Source organism: Streptomyces sp. NPDC049970, from assembly GCF_040660235.1.
Lineage (GTDB): Bacteria > Actinomycetota > Actinomycetes > Streptomycetales > Streptomycetaceae > Streptomyces.
Map to the genome: position 1 here is coordinate 177,693 of NZ_JBFALP010000007.1, position 22,198 is coordinate 199,890.

At 70.5% G+C, this 22,198-nt stretch carries 18 protein-coding genes; 13 read left to right on the plus strand and 5 right to left on the minus strand.

The window, feature by feature from the left end:
- Window positions 1–110 precede the first annotated feature (110 nt).
- From secD to AB0I83_RS15960, 4 genes are all read left to right on the plus strand, one after another.
- Window positions 111–1,859, plus strand: a complete 1,749-nt coding sequence (gene secD / locus AB0I83_RS15945; protein WP_356535391.1) for a protein translocase subunit SecD — start codon at window positions 111–113, stop codon at window positions 1,857–1,859.
- Between the two features lies 1 nt (window position 1,860).
- Window positions 1,861–2,970, plus strand: coding sequence for a protein translocase subunit SecF (gene secF, locus AB0I83_RS15950; protein WP_363304965.1), 1,110 nt, complete (start codon window positions 1,861–1,863; stop codon window positions 2,968–2,970).
- Window positions 2,967–3,524 (plus strand): adenine phosphoribosyltransferase, encoded by a 558-nt coding sequence (locus AB0I83_RS15955; RefSeq protein WP_356535393.1) that lies wholly within the window; start codon window positions 2,967–2,969, stop codon window positions 3,522–3,524. Before secF ends, AB0I83_RS15955 begins: the two co-directional genes overlap by 4 nt.
- A gap of 170 nt (window positions 3,525–3,694) precedes the next feature.
- The gene (locus AB0I83_RS15960) at window positions 3,695–6,469 is read left to right on the plus strand and encodes a RelA/SpoT family protein (protein WP_363304966.1); all 2,775 of its coding nucleotides are present in this window, start codon (window positions 3,695–3,697) and stop codon (window positions 6,467–6,469) included.
- Between the two features lie 62 nt (window positions 6,470–6,531).
- Here AB0I83_RS15960 and AB0I83_RS15965 read toward each other — a convergent pair whose 3' ends face one another.
- The 3 genes from AB0I83_RS15965 to AB0I83_RS15975 form a co-directional block, all read right to left on the minus strand.
- The gene (locus AB0I83_RS15965) at window positions 6,532–7,131 is read right to left on the minus strand and encodes an ALF repeat-containing protein (protein ID WP_363304967.1); all 600 of its coding nucleotides are present in this window, start codon (window positions 7,129–7,131) and stop codon (window positions 6,532–6,534) included.
- Between the two features lie 251 nt (window positions 7,132–7,382).
- Window positions 7,383–8,612: a DUF349 domain-containing protein gene (locus tag AB0I83_RS15970; RefSeq protein ID WP_356536026.1), complete on the minus strand. Its 1,230-nt coding sequence runs from the start codon at window positions 8,610–8,612 to the stop codon at window positions 7,383–7,385.
- A 192-nt stretch (window positions 8,613–8,804) separates the two neighbouring features.
- Complete coding sequence (locus AB0I83_RS15975) at window positions 8,805–9,593, minus strand: peptidylprolyl isomerase (RefSeq protein ID WP_356536025.1); 789 nt, start codon at window positions 9,591–9,593, stop codon at window positions 8,805–8,807.
- A 148-nt stretch (window positions 9,594–9,741) separates the two neighbouring features.
- On the opposite strand from AB0I83_RS15975, the gene AB0I83_RS15980 reads away from it, so the two are divergent.
- The 4 genes from AB0I83_RS15980 (at window position 9,742) to AB0I83_RS15995 (ending at window position 14,224) form a co-directional block, all read left to right on the plus strand.
- On the plus strand, window positions 9,742–10,428 hold the full coding sequence (locus tag AB0I83_RS15980; RefSeq protein ID WP_363304968.1) for an MBL fold metallo-hydrolase: 687 nt from the start codon (window positions 9,742–9,744) through the stop codon (window positions 10,426–10,428).
- 14 nt (window positions 10,429–10,442) lie between these two features.
- Entirely contained in the window at window positions 10,443–11,705 is a 1,263-nt protein-coding gene (gene hisS, locus AB0I83_RS15985) for a histidine--tRNA ligase (protein ID WP_363304969.1), read from the plus strand.
- Window positions 11,706–12,170: 465 nt separating this feature from the next.
- Window positions 12,171–12,806 carry a vitamin K epoxide reductase family protein gene (locus tag AB0I83_RS15990; protein WP_356536022.1) on the plus strand — a complete coding sequence of 212 codons (636 nt, stop codon included), beginning with the start codon at window positions 12,171–12,173 and terminating at the stop codon, window positions 12,804–12,806.
- 44 nt (window positions 12,807–12,850) lie between these two features.
- Window positions 12,851–14,224, plus strand: coding sequence for a replication-associated recombination protein A (locus AB0I83_RS15995; RefSeq protein WP_363304970.1), 1,374 nt, complete (start codon window positions 12,851–12,853; stop codon window positions 14,222–14,224).
- A 10-nt stretch (window positions 14,225–14,234) separates the two neighbouring features.
- Here AB0I83_RS15995 and AB0I83_RS16000 read toward each other — a convergent pair whose 3' ends face one another.
- Window positions 14,235–14,936 carry a DUF2470 domain-containing protein gene (locus AB0I83_RS16000; RefSeq protein WP_363304971.1) on the minus strand — a complete coding sequence of 234 codons (702 nt, stop codon included), beginning with the start codon at window positions 14,934–14,936 and terminating at the stop codon, window positions 14,235–14,237.
- 188 nt (window positions 14,937–15,124) lie between these two features.
- On the opposite strand from AB0I83_RS16000, the gene rpsD reads away from it, so the two are divergent.
- On the plus strand, window positions 15,125–15,739 hold the full coding sequence (rpsD, locus tag AB0I83_RS16005) for a 30S ribosomal protein S4 (RefSeq protein ID WP_356536019.1): 615 nt from the start codon (window positions 15,125–15,127) through the stop codon (window positions 15,737–15,739).
- 14 nt (window positions 15,740–15,753) lie between these two features.
- On the opposite strand, the gene AB0I83_RS16010 is transcribed toward rpsD, so the two are convergent.
- Window positions 15,754–17,985 (minus strand): AAA family ATPase, encoded by a 2,232-nt coding sequence (locus AB0I83_RS16010; protein ID WP_363304972.1) that lies wholly within the window; start codon window positions 17,983–17,985, stop codon window positions 15,754–15,756.
- Window positions 17,986–18,220: 235 nt separating this feature from the next.
- Between AB0I83_RS16010 and AB0I83_RS16015 the strand changes: the two genes are divergently transcribed.
- The 4 genes from AB0I83_RS16015 to ruvX are packed head-to-tail and all read left to right on the plus strand — an operon-like array spanning window position 18,221 to window position 22,110.
- A complete protein-coding gene (locus tag AB0I83_RS16015; RefSeq protein WP_356536027.1) occupies window positions 18,221–18,655 on the plus strand; it encodes a DUF948 domain-containing protein in 435 nt (144 codons plus the stop codon).
- A 7-nt stretch (window positions 18,656–18,662) separates the two neighbouring features.
- Window positions 18,663–18,959, plus strand: a complete 297-nt coding sequence (locus tag AB0I83_RS16020) for a DUF6167 family protein (RefSeq protein WP_356536017.1) — start codon at window positions 18,663–18,665, stop codon at window positions 18,957–18,959.
- Complete coding sequence (alaS, locus tag AB0I83_RS16025; RefSeq protein WP_356536016.1) at window positions 18,959–21,628, plus strand: alanine--tRNA ligase; 2,670 nt, start codon at window positions 18,959–18,961, stop codon at window positions 21,626–21,628. Before AB0I83_RS16020 ends, alaS begins: the two co-directional genes overlap by 1 nt.
- Window positions 21,625–22,110, plus strand: a complete 486-nt coding sequence (gene ruvX, locus AB0I83_RS16030; protein WP_356536015.1) for a Holliday junction resolvase RuvX — start codon at window positions 21,625–21,627, stop codon at window positions 22,108–22,110. The genes alaS and ruvX overlap by 4 nt, the downstream gene beginning before the upstream one ends.
- Window positions 22,111–22,198 lie beyond the last annotated feature (88 nt).

Sequence of the window (22,198 nt, forward strand, 5' to 3'; positions counted from 1 at the left end):
GCGTCTCAGGGGCCGTGCGGTCTTCTGCGGGGGCGGGTCCCCACAACACTTCGTGGCCGCTCGGGCGCGTACCCGGCGCGGGGCGGTTGGACACAGGGAGAAACGAAAAGGTGGCAGCACCGAAGAAAGGCCGGGGTTCAACCGGTGGACAGGGCAGGCCGGGCCGCGCCCTGGCGCTGATCCTGATTGCCATGGTCGCCCTGACCGGCGGGATGTTCCTGTCCGGTCACACCACGCCCCGGCTCGGTATCGACCTGGCCGGCGGCACATCGATCACGCTCAAGGCGAAGAGCCAGCCCGGCAAGCCTGACGCGATCAACGAGACCAACATGAACACCGCGGTCAGCATCATCGAACGCCGTGTCAATGGTCTGGGCGTCTCCGAGGCCGAGGTCCAGACCCAGGGCGCATCGAACATCATCGTCAACATCCCCAAGGGGACGAACTCGGCACAGGCCCGGGAGCAGGTCGGCACGACCGCCCAGCTCTACTTCCGGCCCGTGCTGACGGTCGCCGGCGGCGGACCCACCCCGGAGGGCTCCGCGAGCCCGTCCGCGAGCGGTTCCGACAAGCCGAGCGCGAAGGCGACGGACCCGGAGACCGCGTCCGGTTCGAAGGCGACGCCCTCGGCGAGTGCCACCACCCAGGGCCGTGCCGTCACCGACGCCCTGAAGAAGGACGCGACACCGACCCCCAAGGCCAGCACCTCGGGAGCCGCCGGGTCGGAGAGCCCCGCCGCCACCGGGACGCCGGACCCGGCCACCGCGGCGCTGGAGAAGAAGTTCACGGCGCTGGACTGCACCGACAAGAAGGCCCGCGCGGCCGCCGGCGACGGCGTCAAGCCCACCGACCCCGCGGTCGCGTGCAGCTCCGAGGGCGACGCCAAGTACCTCCTCGGCCCGGCCGAGGTCTCCGGTACGGACGTCGACGACGCGAAGGCGCAGTTCGACCAGCAGCGCGGCATCTGGCTCGTCTCGATGGAGTTCACGGACAAGGGCTCCAAGAAGTTCCAGACGATCACGAAGAAGCTGTCCGCCCAGCAGTCCCCGCAGAACCAGTTCGCGATCTCCCTCGACGGCGAGGTCGTCTCCGCGCCCCAGGTGAACGAGACCCTCAGCGGCAGCGCCGAGATCTCCGGCAGCTTCACCCAGCAGTCCGCGGAGGACCTGGCCAACGTCCTCTCCTACGGCGCGCTCCCGCTGTCCTTCACCGAGGACACGGTCACCACCGTCACCGCCGCACTCGGCGGCGAGCAGCTCGAGGCCGGTCTGATCGCCGGCGCCATCGGACTGGCCCTGGTCGTCATCTACCTGGTGGCCTACTACCGGGGTCTGGCGCTCATCGCCCTCCTCAGCCTGCTGGTATCCGGCATCCTGACCTACACGATCATGGCGTTGCTCGGCCCGGCCATCGGCTTCGCGCTGAACCTCCCGGCCGTCTGCGGTGCGATCGTCGCGATCGGTATCACGGCGGACTCGTTCATCGTCTACTTCGAACGCATCCGTGACGAGATCCGTGAGGGCCGTACGCTCCGTCCGGCCGTCGAGCGTGCCTGGCCCAGGGCCCGTCGCACCATCCTCGTCTCCGACTTCGTGTCGTTCCTCGCCGCGGCCGTGCTCTTCCTCGTCACGGTCGGCAAGGTCCAGGGCTTCGCGTTCACGCTGGGTCTCACGACCCTGCTCGACGTGGTCGTCGTGTTCCTCTTCACGAAGCCCGTCATGACGCTGATGGCCCGCACTAAGTTCTTCGGCAGCGGTCACCCGTGGTCCGGCCTGGACCCGAAGCGGCTCGGCGCCAAGCCGCCGCTGCGCCGCTCGCGCCGCGTCAACGCCCGCACCGACCACCCGAAGGAGGCGTGAGATGTCGCGACTCGGCAACCTCGGCGCCCGGCTCTACCGTGGCGAGGTCGGTTACGACTTCATCGGCAAGCGCAAGATCTGGTACGGCGTCTCGATCCTGATCACCATCACGGCCATCCTCGGCGTGGTGGTCAGCGGCCTGAACATGGGCATCGAGTTCAAGGGCGGCGCGGTCTTCACGACCGACTCCAAGGCCAAGGTGTCCGTCTCCCAGGCCCACGAGGACGCTGTCGCGGCCTCCGGGCACGAGGCGATCGTCCAGGAGCTCGGCAACGGCGGACTCCGGATCCAGATCACCGAGGTCGACACCGCCAAGGCCGACCAGATCAAGACCCAGCTCTCCAAGGACCTCGGTATCCCCGAGGCGGAGATCAACGCGGACCTCGTCGGCCCGAGCTGGGGCGAGCAGATCGCCAACAAGGCCTGGGCCGGCCTCGGCATCTTCATGGTCCTCGTGGTGGTCTACCTGGCCATCGCCTTCGAGTGGCGCATGGCCATCGCGGCCCTCGTCGCGCTGATCCACGACATCACCATCACGGTCGGTGTCTACGCGCTGGTCGGCTTCGAGGTCACGCCTGGCACCGTGATCGGTCTGCTGACCATCCTCGGTTACTCCCTCTACGACACGGTCGTCGTCTTCGACAGCCTCAAGGAGGGCACGAAGGGGATCACCAAGCAGACCCGCTGGACCTACAGCGAGATCGCCAACCGCTCCATCAACGGCACGCTGGTGCGCTCCATCAACACCACCGTCGTCGCGCTGCTGCCGGTCGCCGGTCTGCTGTTCATCGGTGGCGGTGTCCTCGGCGCGGGCATGCTGAACGACATCTCGCTGTCGCTCTTCGTCGGCCTCGCCGCAGGCGCCTACTCCTCGATCTTCATCGCCACTCCGCTGGTCGCCGACCTCAAGGAGCGCGAGCCGCAGATAAAGGCACTGAAGAAGCGCATCCTCGCCAAGCGTGCCGCGGCCGCGGCCAAGGGCGAGTCCGCCGAGGACGAGCGCGACGACCTCACGCAGGACGTCGACGAGGACTCCGAACCCGCCGGGGCGGTCGTCGGCCAGCGCCGGCAGGCCGGGGGCCACGGCCGCACTCCCAGGAACCGCCGATGACGAGCACCGACGTCACCGACGCGACCAGGGAGCTGCTGCTCAGCCGGATCCGTGACGTGCCGGACTATCCGAAGCCCGGAGTGCTGTTCAAGGACATCACCCCGCTGCTCGCGGACCCGGTCGCCTTCAGCGCGCTCACCGACTTCTTCGCGGAACTGTGCACACGGCACGGAGCCACCAAGATCGTCGGCCTGGAGGCGCGCGGGTTCATCCTGGCCGCACCGGTCTCCGTCCGGTCCGGGATCGGGTTCGTGCCCGTACGCAAGGCCGGCAAGCTGCCCGGCGCCACCCTCGGGCAGGCGTACGAGCTGGAGTACGGCTCGGCGGAGATCGAGATCCACGCCGAGGACCTGTCCGCCGGTGACCGGGTCATGGTCATCGACGACGTCCTGGCCACCGGCGGCACCGCGGAGGCCTCGCTGGAACTCATCCGGCGGGCCGGTGCACAGATCGCGGGGGTCTCGGTCCTCATGGAGCTCGGCTTCCTCGCGGGCCGTGCCCGGCTGGAGTCCGGGCTGCGGGGCGCCCCGCTGGAGGCTCTGATCACCCTCTGACCTGCGCCGTGCGACAGCCGCACGGGTGTGGAGACGTACAGGACGGGTATCCGGGAACATCCGGGTACCCGTCCTGTGTCGTGCGGGGTTCCGCAGTCCCGGGGCGAGGACCCGCTCAGGGGTCGATACCATGGGCTTTCCGGTAGCCCGGATCCGTACGAGGAGCGCTCTTGCCAGACGAGGTCCAGCCAGTCGCCGCCCCGCAGCCCGAAGAGCCCGCGGAGGCCTCAGCCATGCCCGGGAAGGCGCAGCCCGACCGGGAGGGCGAGCCCGGGGCCGCGGCCGAGCGCGCGCAGGACCCCGCGGGGACACCGGACCACCGGACGCCCGCCACGTCGGCCAAGCCCACGCCGCCTCCCGGCACGAAGGCGGCGCCGCCCGGCGGCCCGAAGCCCGCCACGTCCGCCGGAGAGAAGCCCACGCCGCCCTCCGGGACGCCGGCGGAAGCGTCTCCCGCCGAGCCCGCGCCGTCCCCCGGCACGAAGCCGACCCCGTCCGCCGGGGAGAGGTCCGGGCCGGTCTCCGGAGCGAAGGCCGAACCGGCACCCGGGACCGGTTCCCCGACGGCACCCGCGGCACCGGCTCCCGCCGCGAAGCCCCCGGCCAGGCCCGCCACCAACCCGCCGGCCGCCCCCGGCCGCTCGGGTGGCTCCTCCAACCGGGTCAGGGCGCGGCTCGCCCGACTGGGTGTACAGCGCTCCAGCCCGTACAACCCCGTCCTCGAACCCCTTCTGCGCACGGTCCGCGGCAACGATCCCAAGATCGAGTCCGCCACGCTGCGCCAGATCGAGCGCGCCTACCAGGTCGCGGAACGCTGGCACCGCGGGCAGAAGCGCAAGAGCGGCGACCCGTACATCACCCATCCGCTCGCCGTCACGACCATCCTCGCCGAGCTCGGCATGGACCCGGCGACGCTGATGGCCGGACTTCTGCACGACACGGTCGAGGACACCGAGTACGGCCTCGACACCCTGCGCAAGGACTTCGGGGACCAGGTCGCGCTGCTGGTCGACGGGGTCACCAAGCTGGACAAGGTGAAGTTCGGCGAGGCCGCCCAGGCGGAGACCGTGCGCAAGATGGTCGTCGCCATGGCCAAGGACCCCCGGGTCCTGGTCATCAAGCTCGCCGACCGGCTGCACAACATGCGCACGATGCGCTACCTCAAGCGGGAGAAGCAGGAGAAGAAGGCCCGCGAGACCCTGGAGATCTACGCGCCGCTGGCCCACCGCCTGGGCATGAACACCATCAAGTGGGAGCTGGAGGACCTCGCCTTCGCGATCCTCTACCCCAAGATGTACGACGAGATCGTCCGCCTCGTCGCCGAGCGCGCGCCCAAGCGCGACGAGTACCTCGCCATAGTGACCGACGAGGTCCAGGCCGATCTGCGTGCCGCCCGGATCAAGGCCACCGTCACCGGCCGTCCGAAGCACTACTACAGCGTCTACCAGAAGATGATCGTGCGAGGCCGGGACTTCGCCGAGATCTACGACCTGGTGGGCATCCGCGTCCTCGTCGACACCGTCCGCGACTGCTACGCGGCGCTCGGCACCGTCCATGCCCGGTGGAATCCGGTACCGGGGCGGTTCAAGGACTACATCGCGATGCCCAAGTTCAACATGTACCAGTCGCTGCACACCACGGTGATCGGTCCCAGCGGCAAGCCCGTAGAGCTCCAGATCCGCACGTTCGACATGCACCGCCGCGCCGAGTACGGCATCGCCGCGCACTGGAAGTACAAGCAGGAGGCCGTCGCGGGTGCCTCCAAGGTCCGTACGGACGTCCCCAAGCACGCGGGCGGCCGGGGCCAGGACACCGTCAACGACATGGCGTGGCTGCGCCAACTGCTGGACTGGCAGAAGGAGACCGAGGACCCCAGCGAGTTCCTGGAGTCCCTGCGCTTCGACCTGTCGCGCAACGAGGTCTTCGTCTTCACGCCGAAGGGCGACGTGATAGCGCTGCCCGCCGGCGCGACGCCGGTCGACTTCGCGTACGCGGTCCACACGGAGGTCGGCCACCGGACCATAGGGGCACGGGTCAACGGACGCCTCGTACCGCTGGAGTCGACGCTCGACAACGGCGACCTGGTGGAGGTCTTCACCTCGAAGGCCGCGGGCGCCGGGCCCTCCCGGGACTGGCTCCAGTTCGTCAAGTCCCCCCGGGCGCGCAACAAGATCCGTGCCTGGTTCTCCAAGGAGCGCCGCGACGAGGCGATCGAACAGGGCAAGGACGCCATCGCGCGGGCCATGCGCAAGCAGAACCTGCCGATCCAGCGGATCCTGACGGGCGACTCCCTCGTCACGCTGGCGCACGAGATGCGTTACCCCGACATCTCGTCGCTGTACGCGGCGATCGGCGAGGGCCATGTCGCGGCCGCCGGCGTCGTCCAGAAGCTCGTCCAGGCGCTGGGCGGCGAGGACGCGGCCAACGAGGACCTGGCGGAGAGCTCCCCGCCCTCGCACGGCCGCAACAAGCGTCGCGCCAAGGCGGATCCGGGCGTGGTCGTCAAGGGCGTCGACGACGTCTGGGTGAAACTCGCCCGCTGCTGTACGCCCGTTCCCGGCGACCCGATCATCGGGTTCGTCACCCGGGGCAGCGGCGTCTCCGTCCACCGGGCGGACTGCGTCAACGTGGACTCGCTCTCGCAGCAGCCCGAGCGGATCCTCGATGTGGAGTGGGCGCCCACCCAGTCGTCGGTCTTCCTCGTCGCCATCCAGGTCGAGGCACTGGACCGCTCGCGACTGCTCTCCGACGTCACGCGGATCCTGTCCGACCAGCACGTGAACATCCTGTCGGCGGCCGTCCAGACGTCCCGCGACCGTGTGGCCACCTCCCGCTTCACCTTCGAGATGGGCGACCCGAAGCACCTGGGACACGTTCTGAAGGCCGTACGGGGCGTGGAGGGCGTCTACGACGTCTACCGGGTCACCTCGGCGCGGCGGCCTTAGCGGGAGCTGCGCCTGGGGGTCCGGCACCGGACCTCCCAGGCGTACCCGAGGAACGGCGGGTGTCAGCCCTCCAACTCGTACTGCCCGTACTCCAGGAAGTACCGCATCTCCTCCGGTGTGCCGCCGATCGCCTCGCCGACCGCCGCGCGGAGGGCGTCGCTGATGTCAGGGCGGGCGAGGATGCGGAAGAGGGCGACACGGTCGTCCTCGGCCTGCGCGAGCCGGTGGCCGGTCTCCAGCCACTGCCTGATCTCCTGCGGGCTGCCGCTGTCCAGCAGGGCGTCGACCTCCCTGGTGACCCGCTTGCCGGAGTCCGGATCGGCGAGGATCCGCAAGAGGGCGACACGGTCGTCCTCGGCCTGCGCGAGCGGGTAGCCGGTCTCCAGGAAGTACCGCATGGCCTCCGGGGTGCCGTTGTCGAGGGCCGCGTTCGCCTCCCGGACGACCCTCCTGCCGCTGTCCTCGTCGGCCAGGATGCGGAGGATCGCCGCACGGAGGTCGTCGTCCGACATCTGGCCCACCGGTGTGGTGGCACCGTCGGCAACCGCTGTGGCGGCAGGCGCCGACGGTGCGGGCCCGGCGGCGAAGACCGGTCCGGCCAGCAGGAGGGCCGGGAGCAGGGCGGTGGCGGTGGCGGTCAGAGCGGCACGGGTCGATCTCATGTGTGGGCCTGCCTCAGGGATGCGGAGCTTACGGTCCCGGCAGTCGTACGGCTCCTGCCGGTCCCAGGATCCTCGCGTCCGGGCAGGCCCGGCCGCACTGCGGGATCCCGGCAGTCGTGACGCCCCTTCACTGCCGCCCGCACGCGCCCCACCGGGCCACCGAACGAGACGCGGGGCGGGCGCCGCACGTGGAAGGGCTCCCGTACGCCGTGCGTACGGGAGCCCTTCCACGTGCGGTCGTGCGGAGAGCGTCAGCCGCCGAACTCCTCCACGCCCTTGAGCGCCTGGTCGAGCAGCGCCTGCCGGCCCTCGAGCTCGCGCGAGAGCTTGTCCGCCTTGGCGTTGTTGCCCGAGGCGCGTGCCGCGTCGATCTGCGTACGCAGCTTGTCGACGGCCGCCTGGAGCTGACCGGTCAGACCCTGGGCACGCGCCCGCGCCTCCGGGTTCGTCCGGCGCCACTCGGACTCCTCGGCCTCCTGGAGAGCGCGCTCCACCGCGTGCAGCCGGCCCTCGACCTTGGGGCGGGCGTCGCGCGGCACGTGGCCGATGGCCTCCCACCGCTCGTTGACGGAACGGAACGCAGCCCGGGCCGCCTTCAGATCCGTCACCGGGACCAGCTTCTCCGCCTCGGTGGCGAGTTCCTCCTTGAGCTTGAGGTTCTCGCCCTGTTCGACGTCCCGCTCGGCGAAGACGCCGCTGCGTGCCGCGAAGAACACGTCCTGGGCACCGCGGAAGCGGTTCCACAGATCGTCCTCGGCCTCGCGCTGGGCGCGGCCCGCAGCCTTCCACTCGGTCATCAGATCGCGGTAGCGGGCAGCGGTCGTGCCCCAGTCGGTCGAGCCGGAGAGCGACTCGGCCTCGGTGACCAGCCTCTCCTTGACCTTGCGGGCCTCCTCGCGCTGGGCGTCCAACGCGGCGAAGTGCGCCTTGCGGCGCTTGGAGAAGGCGGAGCGGGCATGCGAGAAGCGGTGCCACAGCTCGTCGTCGGACTTGCGGTCCAGACGGGGCAGGCCCTTCCAGGTGTCGACGAGTGCCCGCAGGCGCTCACCCGCCGACCGCCACTGGTCGCTCTGCGCCAGCTCCTCGGCCTCGACGACCAGCGCCTCCTTGGCCTGCCGAGACTCGTCGGTCTGCTTGGCCTTCTGGACCTTTCGCTCCTCACGGCGCGAGTCGACGGTCGCGACGAGGGTGTCCAGCCGCTTGCCGAGCGCGGCGAGGTCACCGACGGCGTGGTGCTCGTCCACCTGCCGGCGCAGGTGCTCGATCGCGGTCGTCGCGTCCTTGGCCGACAGGTCGGTGGTCTTCACCCGCCGCTCGAGGAGGCCGATCTCGACCACCAGGCCCTCGTACTTGCGCTCGAAATAGGCCAGAGCCTCCTCGGGGGAACCGGCCTGCCACGATCCGACGACCTGTTCGCCCTCGGCTGTACGCACGTACACGGTGCCCGTCTCGTCGACACGGCCCCACGGGTCGCTGCTCACAGCGCCTCCTCCACCTGATGCATCGAAGGGGGTTCACACCCCCCGTGCATCGTCCACAGTTTCCTGGGGCGGGCAGCGCCCGCCCTGCACAACGCCAATCTAGGCGACCGGCCGCCCGGCTGTCCGCACTCAGCGCGGCTGAAATTCTCCGGTCCGGCCGTGAAGCCGGGCGCCGGCCCGCCGACGGGACGGTCAGGCCTTGCCGACGGTCGCCTTCTCGACGGTGACCGCCTTCTTCGGAGCACCGTCACCGGCCCCGTCCGCCACGCCTGCCTCGGCGACCTTCTTGACGGCCTTCAGGCCGGCGTCGTCCATGGTGCCGAACGGGGTGTAGCTGGGCGGCAGTTTGGTGTCCTTGTAGACCAGGAAGAACTGGCTGCCGCCGGTCCCCGGCTGGCCGGTGTTCGCCATCGCGACGGTGCCCGCCGGATACGTCACCGAGCCGTCGGCACCCGCCTTGCCCAGAGCGGTCAGGTTCTCGTCCGGGATCGTGTAGCCGGGACCGCCCGTGCCGTCGCCCTTCGGGTCACCGCACTGCAGCACGAAGATGCCCTCCGTGGTCAGCCGGTGACACTTCGTGTCGTCGAAGTACCCCTTGTCCGCGAGGGCCTTGAACGAGTTCGTGGTGTGCGGGGTCTTCGCGGCGTCCATCGTGATGCCGATGTCGCCCTGGCTCGTCTTCAGCGACATCGCGTACTTGGCCTTCTTGTCGACGGCCATCTTCGGCTCGGGCTCACTGCTCTCGCTCGCCGAGGGGGACGCCGAGGGGCTCGCGCTCGCCGCCGCGTCGGCGGAGCTCTTCGAGTCGTCACCGTCGAGGAAGAGGTACGAGCACACGCCGATGACCGCCACCACGGCCACCGCGGAACCGATGACCGCCGTGAGGCGCCTGGTCCTCCGGCGTGCTTCCTCCCGGCGCTGCTGCTGCCGCTCGAACTTCTCCCGGGCGAGCTGCCGCCGCCGCTGATCGCTGCTGACCACCGGATGGTCTCCTTGTACGTCGTGTGATCGGGCCTGGATTGCCCCGTACGGTATATGGGTTAGCTGTGTAATGAGGAGCGCCGGTAGGCTCTGATCTGCCGCATTCCTCTCCGCGGCCCTCCTCGTCGGACGAACTTTAAGGACGATCGTGCTCATTGCCGGGTTCCCCGCCGGGGCCTGGGGGACCAATTGCTACCTGGTCGCCCCCGCCGCCGGTGAGGAGTGCGTGATCATCGACCCGGGCCACCAGGCCGCCCAGGGCGTCGAGGAAGCGCTCAGGAAGCATCGGCTCAAGCCCGTCGCCGTCGTGCTGACCCACGGCCACATCGACCACGTCGCCTCCGTCGTCCCCGTGTGCGGCGCCCACGACATCCCCGCCTGGATCCACCCCGAGGACCGCTACATGATGAGCGACCCCGAGAAGGCACTGGGCCGTTCCTTCGGGATGCCGCTCATGGGCGAGCTCACCGTCGGTGAGCCGGACGACGTGAAGGAGCTGTCCGACGGCGCCGCGCTGAAACTGGCGGGCATGGAGTTCGGCGTCGCGCACGCACCCGGCCATACGAAGGGGTCGGTGACGTTCAGGATGCCCGAGGCCGCGGACGTACCGCAGGTCCTGTTCTCGGGCGACCTGCTCTTCGCCGGCTCCGTCGGACGCACCGACCTGCCCGGCGGCGACCACGCCGAACTGCTCCAGTCGCTGGCCCGTGTGTGCCTGCCGCTCGACGACTCGACCGTGGTGCTGTCCGGCCACGGCCCCCAGACGACCATCGGCCGCGAGCGCGCCTCCAATCCGTACATCCACGGACTGGACGCGCCCCGCCGAGGAATGTGACGAGAGAAAAACCTGTGAGCACCTTCCAGGCCCCCAAGGGCACGTACGACCTGATCCCGCCGGACTCCGCGACGTACCTCGCGGTGCGTGCGGCGCTCGCCGAGCCCCTGAAGAACTCCGGCTACGGCTACATCGAGACACCCGGCTTCGAGGACGTCGCGCTGTTCGCCCGTGGCGTCGGCGAGTCCACCGACATCGTGTCCAAGGAGATGTACGCCTTCGAGACCAAGGGCGGTGACAAGCTGGCGCTGCGCCCCGAGGGCACCGCCTCCGTGCTGCGCGCCGCCCTGGAGGCCAACCTGCACAAGGCGGGCAACCTCCCCGTCAAGCTCTGGTACTCCGGCTCCTACTACCGCTACGAGCGCCCGCAGAAGGGCCGGTACCGTCACTTCTCGCAGGTCGGCGCCGAGGCCATCGGCACCGAGGACCCGGCGCTGGACGCCGAGTTGATCATCCTCGCCGACCAGGCGTACCGCTCGCTCGGCCTCGCCCAGTTCCGCATCCTGCTGAACTCCCTGGGGGACAAGGAGTGCCGGCCCGTCTACCGCGAGGCGCTCCAGACGTTCCTGCGCGACCTCGACCTCGACGAGGAGACCCGCCGACGCATCGAGATCAACCCGCTGCGGGTCCTCGACGACAAGCGTCCCGACGTCCAGAAGCAGCTGACCGGCGCCCCGATGCTGCGCGACTACCTCTGTGACGCCTGCAAGGCGTACCACGAGGAGGTCCGCGACCTGCTGACGGCGGCGGGCGTGGTGTTCGAGGACGACGAGAAGCTGGTCCGCGGCCTCGACTACTACACGCGCACCACCTTCGAGTTCGTGCACGACGGTCTCGGCTCGCAGTCCGCGGTGGGAGGCGGCGGCCGGTACGACGGGCTGTCCGAGATGATCGGCGGCCCCGCGCTGCCGTCCGTCGGCTGGGCGCTCGGCGTGGACCGTACGGTGCTCGCGCTGGAGGCCGAGGGGATCGAGCTCGACATCCCCGCCACCACCAGCGTGTACGCGGTGCCGCTCGGCGAAGAGGCACGGCGTGTCCTCTTCGGCCTGGTCACCGAACTGCGCAGGGCCGGTGTGGCCACGGACTTCGCGTTCGGCGGCCGTGGGCTCAAGGGTGCGATGAAGAGCGCGAACCGCTCAGGCGCCCGCTACACCGTCGTCGCCGGTGAGCGGGACCTCGCCGAAGGCAACGTCCAGCTCAAGGACATGGAGTCCGGCGAGCAGGAGGCCGTGGCGGTCGGCGATCTGGTGACCGCGATCCGGAGCCGACTGGCCTGAGACCGCCTGCCGCAGTCCACCGTGCCCGCCCGGTCCGCCCGGGCGGGCACGGTGCGTCCGGGCCCTGCCGTCAACTCGGCGGAGCCGATTCATCCTGCCGGACGATGCCGATCCGGAAGCGCCCCCGGTGGTGGCCGGATCGGCCCCGGGCAGCTCGACCACGCCGCCGGTTCGGCCGCTGCGACTCGGGGTATCCCCACCGCGGTGGCCATCCCCACCCGGGCCGCGGTCGCCTCACCTGGACGGATCCGCAGGTCGAGACCGTCCATGGCGGTCAGCTCGCCGCACCGTTCGCACAGCCCGCGCACGTCGGCCGCGGGTTCCTCGGTGCGGCCGAGGGCCTCCAGGAGTGCCACGTTCCTGACCGCACCCGGGAACACTTTTATGTTCATCGAACGGATGGCCGCACAGGCGGTGCGGCACAATGACCCTGCCCGGCCGGCTACTCAGTGATGGAACGGCGATATGACGATGGCAGCGGTAGACCACCCCTCCTCACAGCAGGACGAGGACAGCGGCGCGAAGACCTTCGGAGGCAGTCGCGCGCTCGCGCTGCTGCTGGTGATCACGGGAGCGGCCGGACTGCTCGCCGCCTGGGTGATCACCATCGACAAGTTCAAGCTGCTCGAGGACCCGAGCTTCACACCCGGCTGCAGCCTGAACCCGGTCGTCGCCTGCGGCAACATCATGAAGAGCGAGCAGGCCGCCGCCTTCGGCTTCCCCAACCCGATGCTCGGGATCGCCACCTACTCCGTGGTCATCGGCATCGGCATGGCGCTCCTCGCCGGCGCCCGGTTCCGCGCCTGGTACTGGCTCGGCCTCAACGCGGGCACGCTGTTCGGCGTCGGCTTCTGCACCTGGCTGCAGTACCAGTCGCTGTACAACATCAACTCGCTCTGCCTCTGGTGCTGCCTGGCCTGGGTCGCCACGATCGTCATGTTCTGCTACGTCACGACGCACAACATCAAGCACGGCGTCATCCCCGCCCCCGCCGGGCTGCGGAACGCCCTCACCGAATTCCACTGGGTGCCCCCGGTGCTGTGGATCGGGATCATCGGCATGCTGATCCTGACCCGCTGGTGGGACTTCTGGACCAGCTGACTCGGCCCGCGGTCCTGTCAGCGGGGTGACATAGGGTTCTGAGCGTGGAGCCCGACCTCTTTACCGCAGCAGCCGAAGACCGCCAGGAGAAGGACCCGTCCAGCAGCCCCCTCGCTGTCCGGATGCGTCCTCGAACGCTGGACGAGGTCGTCGGCCAGCAGCACCTGCTCAAGCCGGGGTCGCCACTGCGCCGCCTGGTGGGCGAAGGGAGCGGCGGGCCGGCCGGGCCTTCGTCGGTGATCCTCTGGGGCCCGCCCGGCACGGGCAAGACGACCCTCGCGTACGTGGTGAGCAAGGCGACCAACAAGCGCTTCGTCGAGCTCTCCGCGATCACCGCGGGCGTCAAGGAGGTCCGTGCCGTCATCGAGAGCGCGCGCCGCGCCACCGGTGGCTTCGGCAAGGAGACCGTCCTCTTCCTCGACGAGATCCACCGCTTCTCCAAGGCCCAGCAGGACTCCCTGCTCCCCGCCGTCGAGAACCGCTGGGTGACGCTGATCGCGGCCACCACGGAGAACCCGTACTTCTCGATCATCTCCCCGCTGCTGTCGCGCTCACTGCTCCTCACCCTGGAGCCGCTCACCGACGACGACCTGCGTGCCCTGCTCCGTCGGGCCGTGTCCGACGGACGTGGGCTGGCGGAAGCCGTCGGGCTGCCCGAGGAGGCCGAAGCACATCTGCTCCGGATCGCCGGTGGCGACGCGCGGCGTGCACTGACCGCGCTGGAGGCGGCCGCCGGCGCGGCCCTGTCCAAGCACGAGCCGGAGATCACGCTCGAGACGCTGGAGGAGACGGTCGACCGCGCGGCCGTGAAGTACGACCGGGACGGCGACCAGCACTACGACGTCGCGAGCGCCCTGATCAAGTCGATCCGCGGGTCCGACGTGGACGCCGCCCTGCACTACCTGGCCCGGATGATCGAGGCGGGGGAGGACCCGCGCTTCATCGCGAGGCGGCTGATGATCTCGGCCAGCGAGGACATCGGGCTCGCCGACCCCACGGCGCTGCCCACCGCCGTGGCGGCGGCCCAGGCCGTCGCCATGATCGGTTTCCCGGAGGCGGCCCTCACCCTCAGCCACGCCACGATCGCGCTGGCGCTCGCGCCCAAGTCCAACGCGGCGACGCTGGCGATCTCGGCCGCGCAGGAGGACGTGCGCCGGGGCCTCGCCGGCCCGGTGCCGGCCCATCTGCGCGACGGTCACTACAAGGGCGCGGCCAAGCTGGGCCACGCCCAGGGCTACGTCTATCCGCACGACGTGCCGGGAGGCATCGCCGCCCAGGAGTACGCCCCGGAAGCCGTGCGCGGCCGTCGCTACTACGAACCCACGCGGTACGGCGCGGAGGCGCGCTACGCGGACGTGGCGGACCGGGTCCGCGAGCGGCTCGGCCGCGCCGAGCCGGGCGGCAACCCGCCTTCGTGACGGCCGCGGCTCAGCAGGCCGCGGCCTCGAAGAGCGTGTACATGGCGCGGCGCAGCTCACCGACGTCGCGTACGGGGTCCGGGAACTCGAAGCGGGCATCGAAGCAGGCACCGCTCTCCTCGACGAACCGCACCCGCAGGCCGAAGCGGTCGAGGGCGACCGGCACGGCCTCGGGCAGGCTCCTGCCGTCGGCGCGCTCCTTCCGCCCGCCGAGCAGCGCGGACAGCGATCCCATCTGCTCGCCGTGGGCGGCGTGCAGATGCTGGAGCAACTCGGTCTCATGGGTCACCAGCGGGTCGGCGACCGCGTCCCGGAACGCCTCGGGCTCCACCTCCTCGGCTCCCCAGAGGTCGTCGACCGACGCCTCGCCCGTCTCCAGGCGGAGCATCACCCCACCGGGCCCCGCCAGACCCGGCACGGCGGTGAGCCAGCCGGCGATCCGGGCACGGCCGCGGATCCTGTGGGGGACGGACACGGGTGCGACGTCGGTGATCTCCAGCACCGCCGTCAGCTCGTCCCCCTGGGCGCGCGTCGCGGCCCGTACCACCGGGGAATCGGCGGGGAAGCCGAGGAACAGATCCCCTTCCGGGCCGATGCTCCTGCTGTCCGGCATCAGCTGGTCGGGATGGATCACATTCAGCCCCGGTACGAGCAGCACCGCGGAGCAGGTACTCTGTACGAGAGTTCGTGTGCGCTCGGCTGCTGACGGCATCCGAGTGTTTTCAAGCCCGCTGGGACGCGGCTGACCACGATCAGATCGGCCTTCCGTCGTTACGGCGCCTTCGTGTGCGCCGTCGCTGTCTGTGCTGTCCGTGACGTGTGTGGTGTTCCCAGGGCGAGACATGCGATCTCCTTGAGTAAGGTAAGCCTAACCTAACCTACAACGGAGGTCTGGAGAACGTGCCTAACCAGTCGCGTCCCAAGGTCAAGAAGTCGCGTGCCCTCGGCATCGCCCTGACGCCGAAGGCTGTCAAGTACTTCGAAGCCCGCCCCTACCCGCCGGGCGAGCACGGCCGTGGCCGCAAGCAGAACTCGGACTACAAGGTCCGTCTGCTCGAGAAGCAGCGTCTGCGTGCGCAGTACGACATCAGCGAGCGCCAGATGGCGCGTGCCTACGACCGCGCCCGTAAGGCCGGCGGCAAGACGGGCGAGGCGCTCGTCGTCGAGCTCGAGCGCCGCCTCGACGCCCTGGTCCTGCGTTCGGGCATCGCCCGCACCATCTACCAGGCCCGTCAGATGGTCGTCCACGGCCACATCGAGGTCAACGGTGGCAAGGTCGACAAGCCGTCCTTCCGCGTGCGCCCCGACGACGTCGTGCAGGTCCGCGAGCGCAGCCGCACCAAGGTCCCCTTCCAGGTGGCCCGTGAGGGTGGCTACGACACCGACGGCGAGACCCCGCGCTACCTCCAGGTGAACCTGAAGGCCCTGGCCTTCCGCCTGGACCGTGACCCGAACCGCAAGGAAATTCCGGTCATCTGCGACGAGCAGCTCGTCGTCGAGTACTACGCCCGCTGATCCAGGCGTAGCGCTCAACCGAGCTCGGGCCCGCCCCTCCCTGTCGTACGGGAGGCGGCGGGCCTTCGCGTTTCCCCGCCGCCGCCGTCCCCGCCGCCCGGCGGTCCCTCCCTCGGCGGTTCACCCTCCGCCGGCCCTCCGTCCGTCGTCCCTCCGCCGGTGCGGGCGGCGAGCGCGCGTGCCACAGCGGCCTTGGCGTCCAGCCGGCGGCCCGATCTCCGTTGCGACTCGTAGCGCGCGTCCCCCAGTTCCGTCCGGGCCAGCTCCTCGCAACGGGCCCGCGGCCTCCCGTAGTGCACCGAGCCGAACAGCGGCAGTCCCACCGAGGGCCAGATCCGGTCGGCGGCTCCCTGGAGCACCGCCGCCTCCGCCGCGTCGCCCTCCGTCACGGTGACCAGGGCCAGCAACTCCAGGGAGAGGGCCGTGCCGAGCAGGTCGTGGAAGGCGTGCGCGATGGACAGGGCCTCGCCGAGCATCCGGCGCGCCCGCCCGCTCAGCCCGGCGTGCAACGCTCCGTAGGCCAGGACGTACAGCGCGTACGCCATCGCCCACCGCTCGCCGTGGTCCTGGCAGATCTCGCGGACCTCCTCGCAGATCTCGGCCGCACCGTCGAGGTCCCCGAGGAAGGCCACGGCCATGCCCAGTTCGACCTGCGCCATCAGCACGTTGCTGTTCAGCTCCCCGATCTCCCGGTAGCGGCCCAGGGCCTCTCGCAGCAGCTCCTGGGCGCGGGCCGGGTCGTCCGTCACGATCGACAGGCAGCCCGTCCGGTGCACGGCGTAGGCGACGGCCGACGCGTCCCCCGCGAGTTCGCCCTCCTCCCGGCACTCGTGCAGGGCCGACACCGCGCCCACCGCGTCGCCCTGGAGCACGGCGACGTAGCCGAGCACCCACAGGGCCTTCAACCGGGCGTGGTCGTACGGCGACTCCTCCTCCAGCACGTGGTCCAGCCAGTGGCGGCCCTCCGACAGGCGTCCGCAGCCGACCCAGTAGAACCAGAGGGTGCCGGCCAGGTACTGCGCGAGGTGGACCTCGTCGGGGCTCTCCATCGAGCACTCCATGGCCCGGCGGAGATTGGGCAGTTCGCAGTCGATCCGGGCCGCCGCCTCCGCCTGCCGGGGACCGAACCAGTCCAGCTCGCACCAGGTCGCGAGCCCCAGATACCAGTCCCGGTGCCGACGCCGCAGCCGCTCCGTGTCCCCGGTCGCCCGCAGCCACTCCGCGCCGTACTCACGCACGGACTCCAGCAGCCGGTACCTGCTGCCGACGGCCGAGTCCTCGCGCAGCACCACGGACTGCGACAGCAGTTCGTCCAACACGTCCAGCACGGAGTCCGCCGGCAGGCCGGGACCGCTGCAGACGTATTCCACGGCCTCCAGGTCGAACTGTCCGGCGAACACCGAGAGCCGTGCCCACAGCAGCCGCTGCTCCGGTGCGCACAGCTCGTGGCTCCAGCCGATCGCCGTACGCAGCGTCTGGTGCCGGGGGAGTGCGCTGGGGCTGCCCCCGGTCAGCAGCCGGAACCGGTCGTCCAGACGGTGCAGCACCTGTTCCGTGCTCAGGGCGCGCAGCCGTCCGGCGGCCAGCTCCAGGGCCAGCGGAATGCCGTCGAGGCGGCGGCACAGCTCCCGCGAGGTCTCCAGGTCGGCGCCCTCCGGCGTGAACCCGGGGCGCACCGAGGCCGCTCGCCGGGTGAAGAGCTCCATGGCGTCGCCGTCGGTCATCGGCGGGAGTGGAAAGGCGAGTTCACCGTCCACCCGCAGAGGGCGGCGGCCCGCGGCGAGCACCTGGAGCCCCGGTGCCCGGCGCAGCATCTCCCGTACGAGGCCGGCGCAGTCGTCGGCGAGATGTTCGAAACCGTCGATCACGAGCAGGAGTCGGCGTCCCGCGCAGTGTTCCAGCAGCACGGTCCGGGGCGGCCTGCCGGTGTGGTCGGTGAGTCCCAGTGCGCCGACAAGGGTGTGCTCCAGCAGGCCGGGATCGTGGACGGTCGACAGCTCGGCGATCCAGACGCCGTCGCAGTACCGTTTCTCCACCAGCGCCGCGACGCGGGTGGCGAATCGGGTCTTGCCGATCCCGGCGCCGCCCACCACGGTGACCAGCCGGGACTCCCGCAGGAGCGGTTCGAGTTCGGCCAGTTCTTCGTCGCGTCCCACGAAGGCGGTCAGCTCCGCCGGGAGATTTCCGCGCACGGGGGCGGGCTCCGTGTAGCCGGCTGCGGGGTAGGGGCGCTGAGGGCGTCGCATGAAACACGCAGAGTACTGGCACATAAGCTCTCCGTACAATCTCCCCGCCTCCGGGGCCCGCACCGCCCGCCCGTAATGCGGTACGGCGCCTGACGCCCGGCGCGATAGGCTCGGGGGACGACGATCGGCGGTGGCAGCACGCTCCTGCCGGACCGAGACAGGCAGGCAGGCCGGGGAGGGATCCCGGCCCGTGCGGGCGACGAACAGAGAGCGGTGCACTGTGTCCGGTGGAGAGGTGGCCGGCATCCTGGTGGCTGTCTTCTGGGCGATCCTGGTTTCCTTCCTCGCCGTGGTACTGGTGAGGCTGGCCCAGACGCTCAGAGCGGCCACCGCGCTGGTGGCGGACGTGACGGAGCAGGCGGTTCCACTGCTTGCCGACGCCTCCGCCACGCTCCGCTCCGCGCAGACCCAGCTGGACAAGGTCGACGCCATCGCGAGCGACGTCCAGGAGGTCACGTCCAACGCCTCCGCGCTCTCCACGACCGTCGCGTCGACGTTCGGCGGGCCGCTCGTGAAGGTCGCGGCCTTCGGCTACGGAGTGCGGCAGGCCATCGGCCGCCGTACGTCCGCGGAACCGGAGCCGGCCCGCCGCGCCGTCATCGTCGGCCGTACCGTGCCGTCCGCCCGCAGGAAGCGGAACGGCCGAAGCTCCCGTGGACAGAAGGACTGACGCAGCGATGTTCCGCCGTACGTTCTGGTTCACCGCCGGCGCAGCCGCCGGTGTCTGGGCCACCACCAAGGTCAACCGCAAGATCCGGCAGCTGACTCCCGAGAGCCTTGCGGCGCAGGCCGCCGACAAGGCGGTCGAAGCGGGGCACAGGCTGAAGGACTTCGCCCTCGACGTGCGTGAGGGCATGGTCAGGCGCGAGGCCGAACTGGGCGGGGCGCTCGGCATCGAGGCCTCCGACGAGCCCGAACGCGTCACCTACCGATCGCTTCCCTACAGGTCGAACAACCGGAATGAGGACCACTGATGGAGTCGGCTGAAATTCGCCGCCGCTGGCTGAGCTTCTTCGAGGAGCGCGGTCACACCGTCGTCCCTTCGGCGTCGCTCATCGCGGACGACCCGACTCTGCTGCTGGTCCCCGCGGGCATGGTCCCCTTCAAGCCGTACTTCCTCGGCGAGGTGAAGCCGCCCGCCCCGCGCGTCACCAGCGTGCAGAAGTGCGTGCGTACACCGGACATCGAAGAGGTCGGCAAGACCACCCGGCACGGCACGTTCTTCCAGATGTGCGGCAACTTCTCCTTCGGCGACTACTTCAAGGAAGGCGCCATCGAGTTCGCCTGGGCGGCGCTCACGGACTCGGTCGAGGACGGCGGCTTCGGGCTCGACCCCGAGCGTCTCTGGATCACCGTCTACCTGGACGACGACGAGGCCGAACAGATCTGGCGCGACAGGATCGGCGTCCCGGCCGAGCGCATCCAGCGCCTGGGCAAGAAGGACAACTTCTGGTCCATGGGCGTCCCGGGCCCCTGCGGCCCGTGCTCCGAGATCAACTACGACCGCGGCCCCGAGTTCGGGGTCGAGGGCGGCCCCGCCGTCAACGACGAGCGTTACGTGGAGATCTGGAACCTGGTCTTCATGCAGTACGAGCGCGGTGCCGGTGACGGCAAGGAGGACTTCCCGATCCTGGGGGACCTGCCGTCGCAGAACATCGACACCGGACTCGGCCTCGAACGCCTCGCCATGATCCTGCAGGGCGTACAGAACATGTACGAGACCGACACCCTGCGCGTCGTCATGGACCGGGCCACCGAACTCACCGGTGTGCGCTACGGCGCCGAGCACGGCTCGGACGTCTCGCTGCGCGTGGTCGCCGACCACATCCGCACCTCGGTGATGCTCATCGGCGACGGCGTCACCCCCGGCAACGAGGGGCGCGGTTACGTCCTGCGCCGCATCATGCGCCGGGCCATCCGCAACATGCGGCTGATGGGTGCCACCGGCCCCGTCGTCCGCGAGCTGGTCGACGTCGTCGTCGACACCATGGGGCTGCAGTACCCGGAGCTGATCACCGACCGCAAGCGCATCGAGACCGTCGCCCTCGCCGAGGAGGCCGCCTTCCTCAAGGCCCTCAAGGGCGGCACTAACATCCTCGAGACCGCCGTCACCGAGACGAAGGCCGCCGGCAGCCAGGTCCTGGCCGGGGACAAGGCGTTCCTGCTCCACGACACCTGGGGCTTCCCGATCGACCTCACGCTGGAGATGGCCGCCGAACAGGGCCTCTCGGTCGACGAAGAGGGCTTCCGCCGCCTGATGCAGGAGCAGCGGGACAAGGCCAAGGCCGACGCCAGGGCCAAGAAGACCGGTCACGCCGACCTGTCCGCCTACCGCGAGGTCGCCGACAGGTCCGGTGTCACCGAGTTCACCGGCTACACCTCCACCGAGGGCGAGTCGACGGTCGTCGGCCTCCTCGTCGACGGGGTGCCCTCCCCGGCCGCGAGCGAGGGCGACGAGGTCGAGGTCGTCCTCGACCGCACCCCGTTCTACGCCGAGGGCGGTGGCCAGCTCGCCGACCAGGGCCGCATCAGGCTCGACACCGGCGCCGTCATCCAGGTACGCGACGTACAGCAGCCCGTGCCCGGCGTCTCGGTCCACAAGGGCTCGGTCCAGGTCGGCGAGGTGACGCTCGGTGCCTCGGCCCACGCCTCCATCGACAACACCCGCCGCCGGGCCATCGCCCGCGCCCACAGCGCCACCCACCTCACGCACCAGGCCCTGCGCGACGCGCTCGGCCCCACGGCCGCGCAGGCCGGTTCGGAGAACTCGCCCGGCCGCTTCCGCTTCGACTTCGGCTCGCCCGCCGCCGTACCCGGCACGGTGCTGACCGACGTCGAGCAGAAGATCAACGAGGTCCTCGCCCGGGAACTCGACGTCCAGGCCGAGGTCATGTCCATCGACGACGCCAAGAAGCAGGGCGCCATCGCCGAGTTCGGCGAGAAGTACGGGGAGCGCGTCCGGGTCGTCACGATCGGCGACTTCTCCAAGGAGCTGTGCGGCGGCACGCACGTGCACAACACCGCCCAGCTGGGTCTGGTGAAGCTGCTCGGCGAGTCGTCGATCGGTTCCGGCGTGCGCCGCATCGAGGCCCTCGTCGGGGTCGACGCGTACAACTTCCTCGCCCGGGAGCACACGGTCGTCGCCCAGCTCCAGGAGCTGCTCAAGGGCCGGCCCGAGGAGCTCCCCGAGAAGATCTCCGGGATGCTCGGCAAGCTCAAGGACGCCGAGAAGGAGATCGAGAAGTTCCGCGCGGAGAAGGTCCTCCAGGCCGCCGCCGGGCTGGTCGACTCCGCCAAGGACGTCAAGGGTGTCGCCCTGGTCACCGGGCAGGTGCCGGACGGCACCTCGGCCGACGACCTGCGCAGGCTGGTCCTCGACGTGCGCGGGCGGATCCAGGGCGGCCGGCCGGCCGTCGTGGCCCTGTTCACCACGGCGAACGGGCGCCCGCTGACCGTCATCGCCACCAACGAGGCGGCCCGCGAGCGCGGCCTCAAGGCCGGCGACCTGGTCCGTACGGCCGCCAAGACCCTCGGCGGCGGTGGCGGCGGCAAGCCCGACGTCGCCCAGGGCGGCGGCCAGAACCCGGCCGCCATCGGCGACGCGGTCGCCGCCGTCGAACGCCTCGTCACCGAGACGGCATGACGTCGGACCTGCCGAAGATGCGCCGCGGCCGCCGGCTCGCGGTGGACGTCGGGGACGCCCGCATCGGGGTCGCCTCGTGCGACCCCGACGGGATCCTCGCCACGCCGGTGGAGACCGTGCCGGGACGTGATGTCCCGGCCGCCCACCGGCGGCTCGGCCAGATCGTCGAGGAGTACGAGCCGATCGAGGTCATCGTCGGTCTGCCCCGCTCCCTGGGCGGCGGCGAGGGCCCGGCGGCCGTGAAGGTGCGCGCCTTCACCCAGGTCCTCGCCCGCGCGATCGCACCGGTCCCCGTGCGCCTGGTGGACGAGAGGATGACCACAGTGACGGCCACCCAGGGGCTGCGCGCTTCGGGTGTGAAGTCCAAGAAGGGCCGGTCTGTCGTCGACCAGGCTGCCGCTGTGGTGATCCTCCAGAACGCTCTGGAGTCCGAACGGGCGTCAGGTACTGCTCCGGGCGAGGGCGTCGAAGTGGTTGTCTGATCGCGATACGGTAACGTTCCGCGCGATGCGCCGGTGTTCGAACAGACACCGCACAGCCAAGCGAAGAGGCGGAGCGTCGTCTCGCGGC

Excerpts from the sequence above, each read along its gene's own strand:
- secF (WP_363304965.1), top strand. The coding sequence starts at position 1,861 with ATGTCGCGACTCGGCAACCTCGGCGCCCGGCTCTACCGTGGCGAGGTC.
- AB0I83_RS15955 (WP_356535393.1), top strand. The coding sequence starts at position 2,967 with ATGACGAGCACCGACGTCACCGACGCGACCAGGGAGCTGCTGCTCAGC.
- AB0I83_RS15965 (WP_363304967.1), bottom strand. The coding sequence starts at position 7,131 with ATGAGATCGACCCGTGCCGCTCTGACCGCCACCGCCACCGCCCTGCTC.
- AB0I83_RS15990 (WP_356536022.1), top strand. The coding sequence starts at position 12,171 with ATGACGATGGCAGCGGTAGACCACCCCTCCTCACAGCAGGACGAGGAC.
- AB0I83_RS16000 (WP_363304971.1), bottom strand. The coding sequence starts at position 14,936 with ATGCCGTCAGCAGCCGAGCGCACACGAACTCTCGTACAGAGTACCTGC.
- AB0I83_RS16010 (WP_363304972.1), bottom strand. The coding sequence starts at position 17,985 with ATGCGACGCCCTCAGCGCCCCTACCCCGCAGCCGGCTACACGGAGCCC.
- AB0I83_RS16020 (WP_356536017.1), top strand. The coding sequence starts at position 18,663 with ATGTTCCGCCGTACGTTCTGGTTCACCGCCGGCGCAGCCGCCGGTGTC.
- alaS (WP_356536016.1), top strand. The coding sequence starts at position 18,959 with ATGGAGTCGGCTGAAATTCGCCGCCGCTGGCTGAGCTTCTTCGAGGAG.
- ruvX (WP_356536015.1), top strand. The coding sequence starts at position 21,625 with ATGACGTCGGACCTGCCGAAGATGCGCCGCGGCCGCCGGCTCGCGGTG.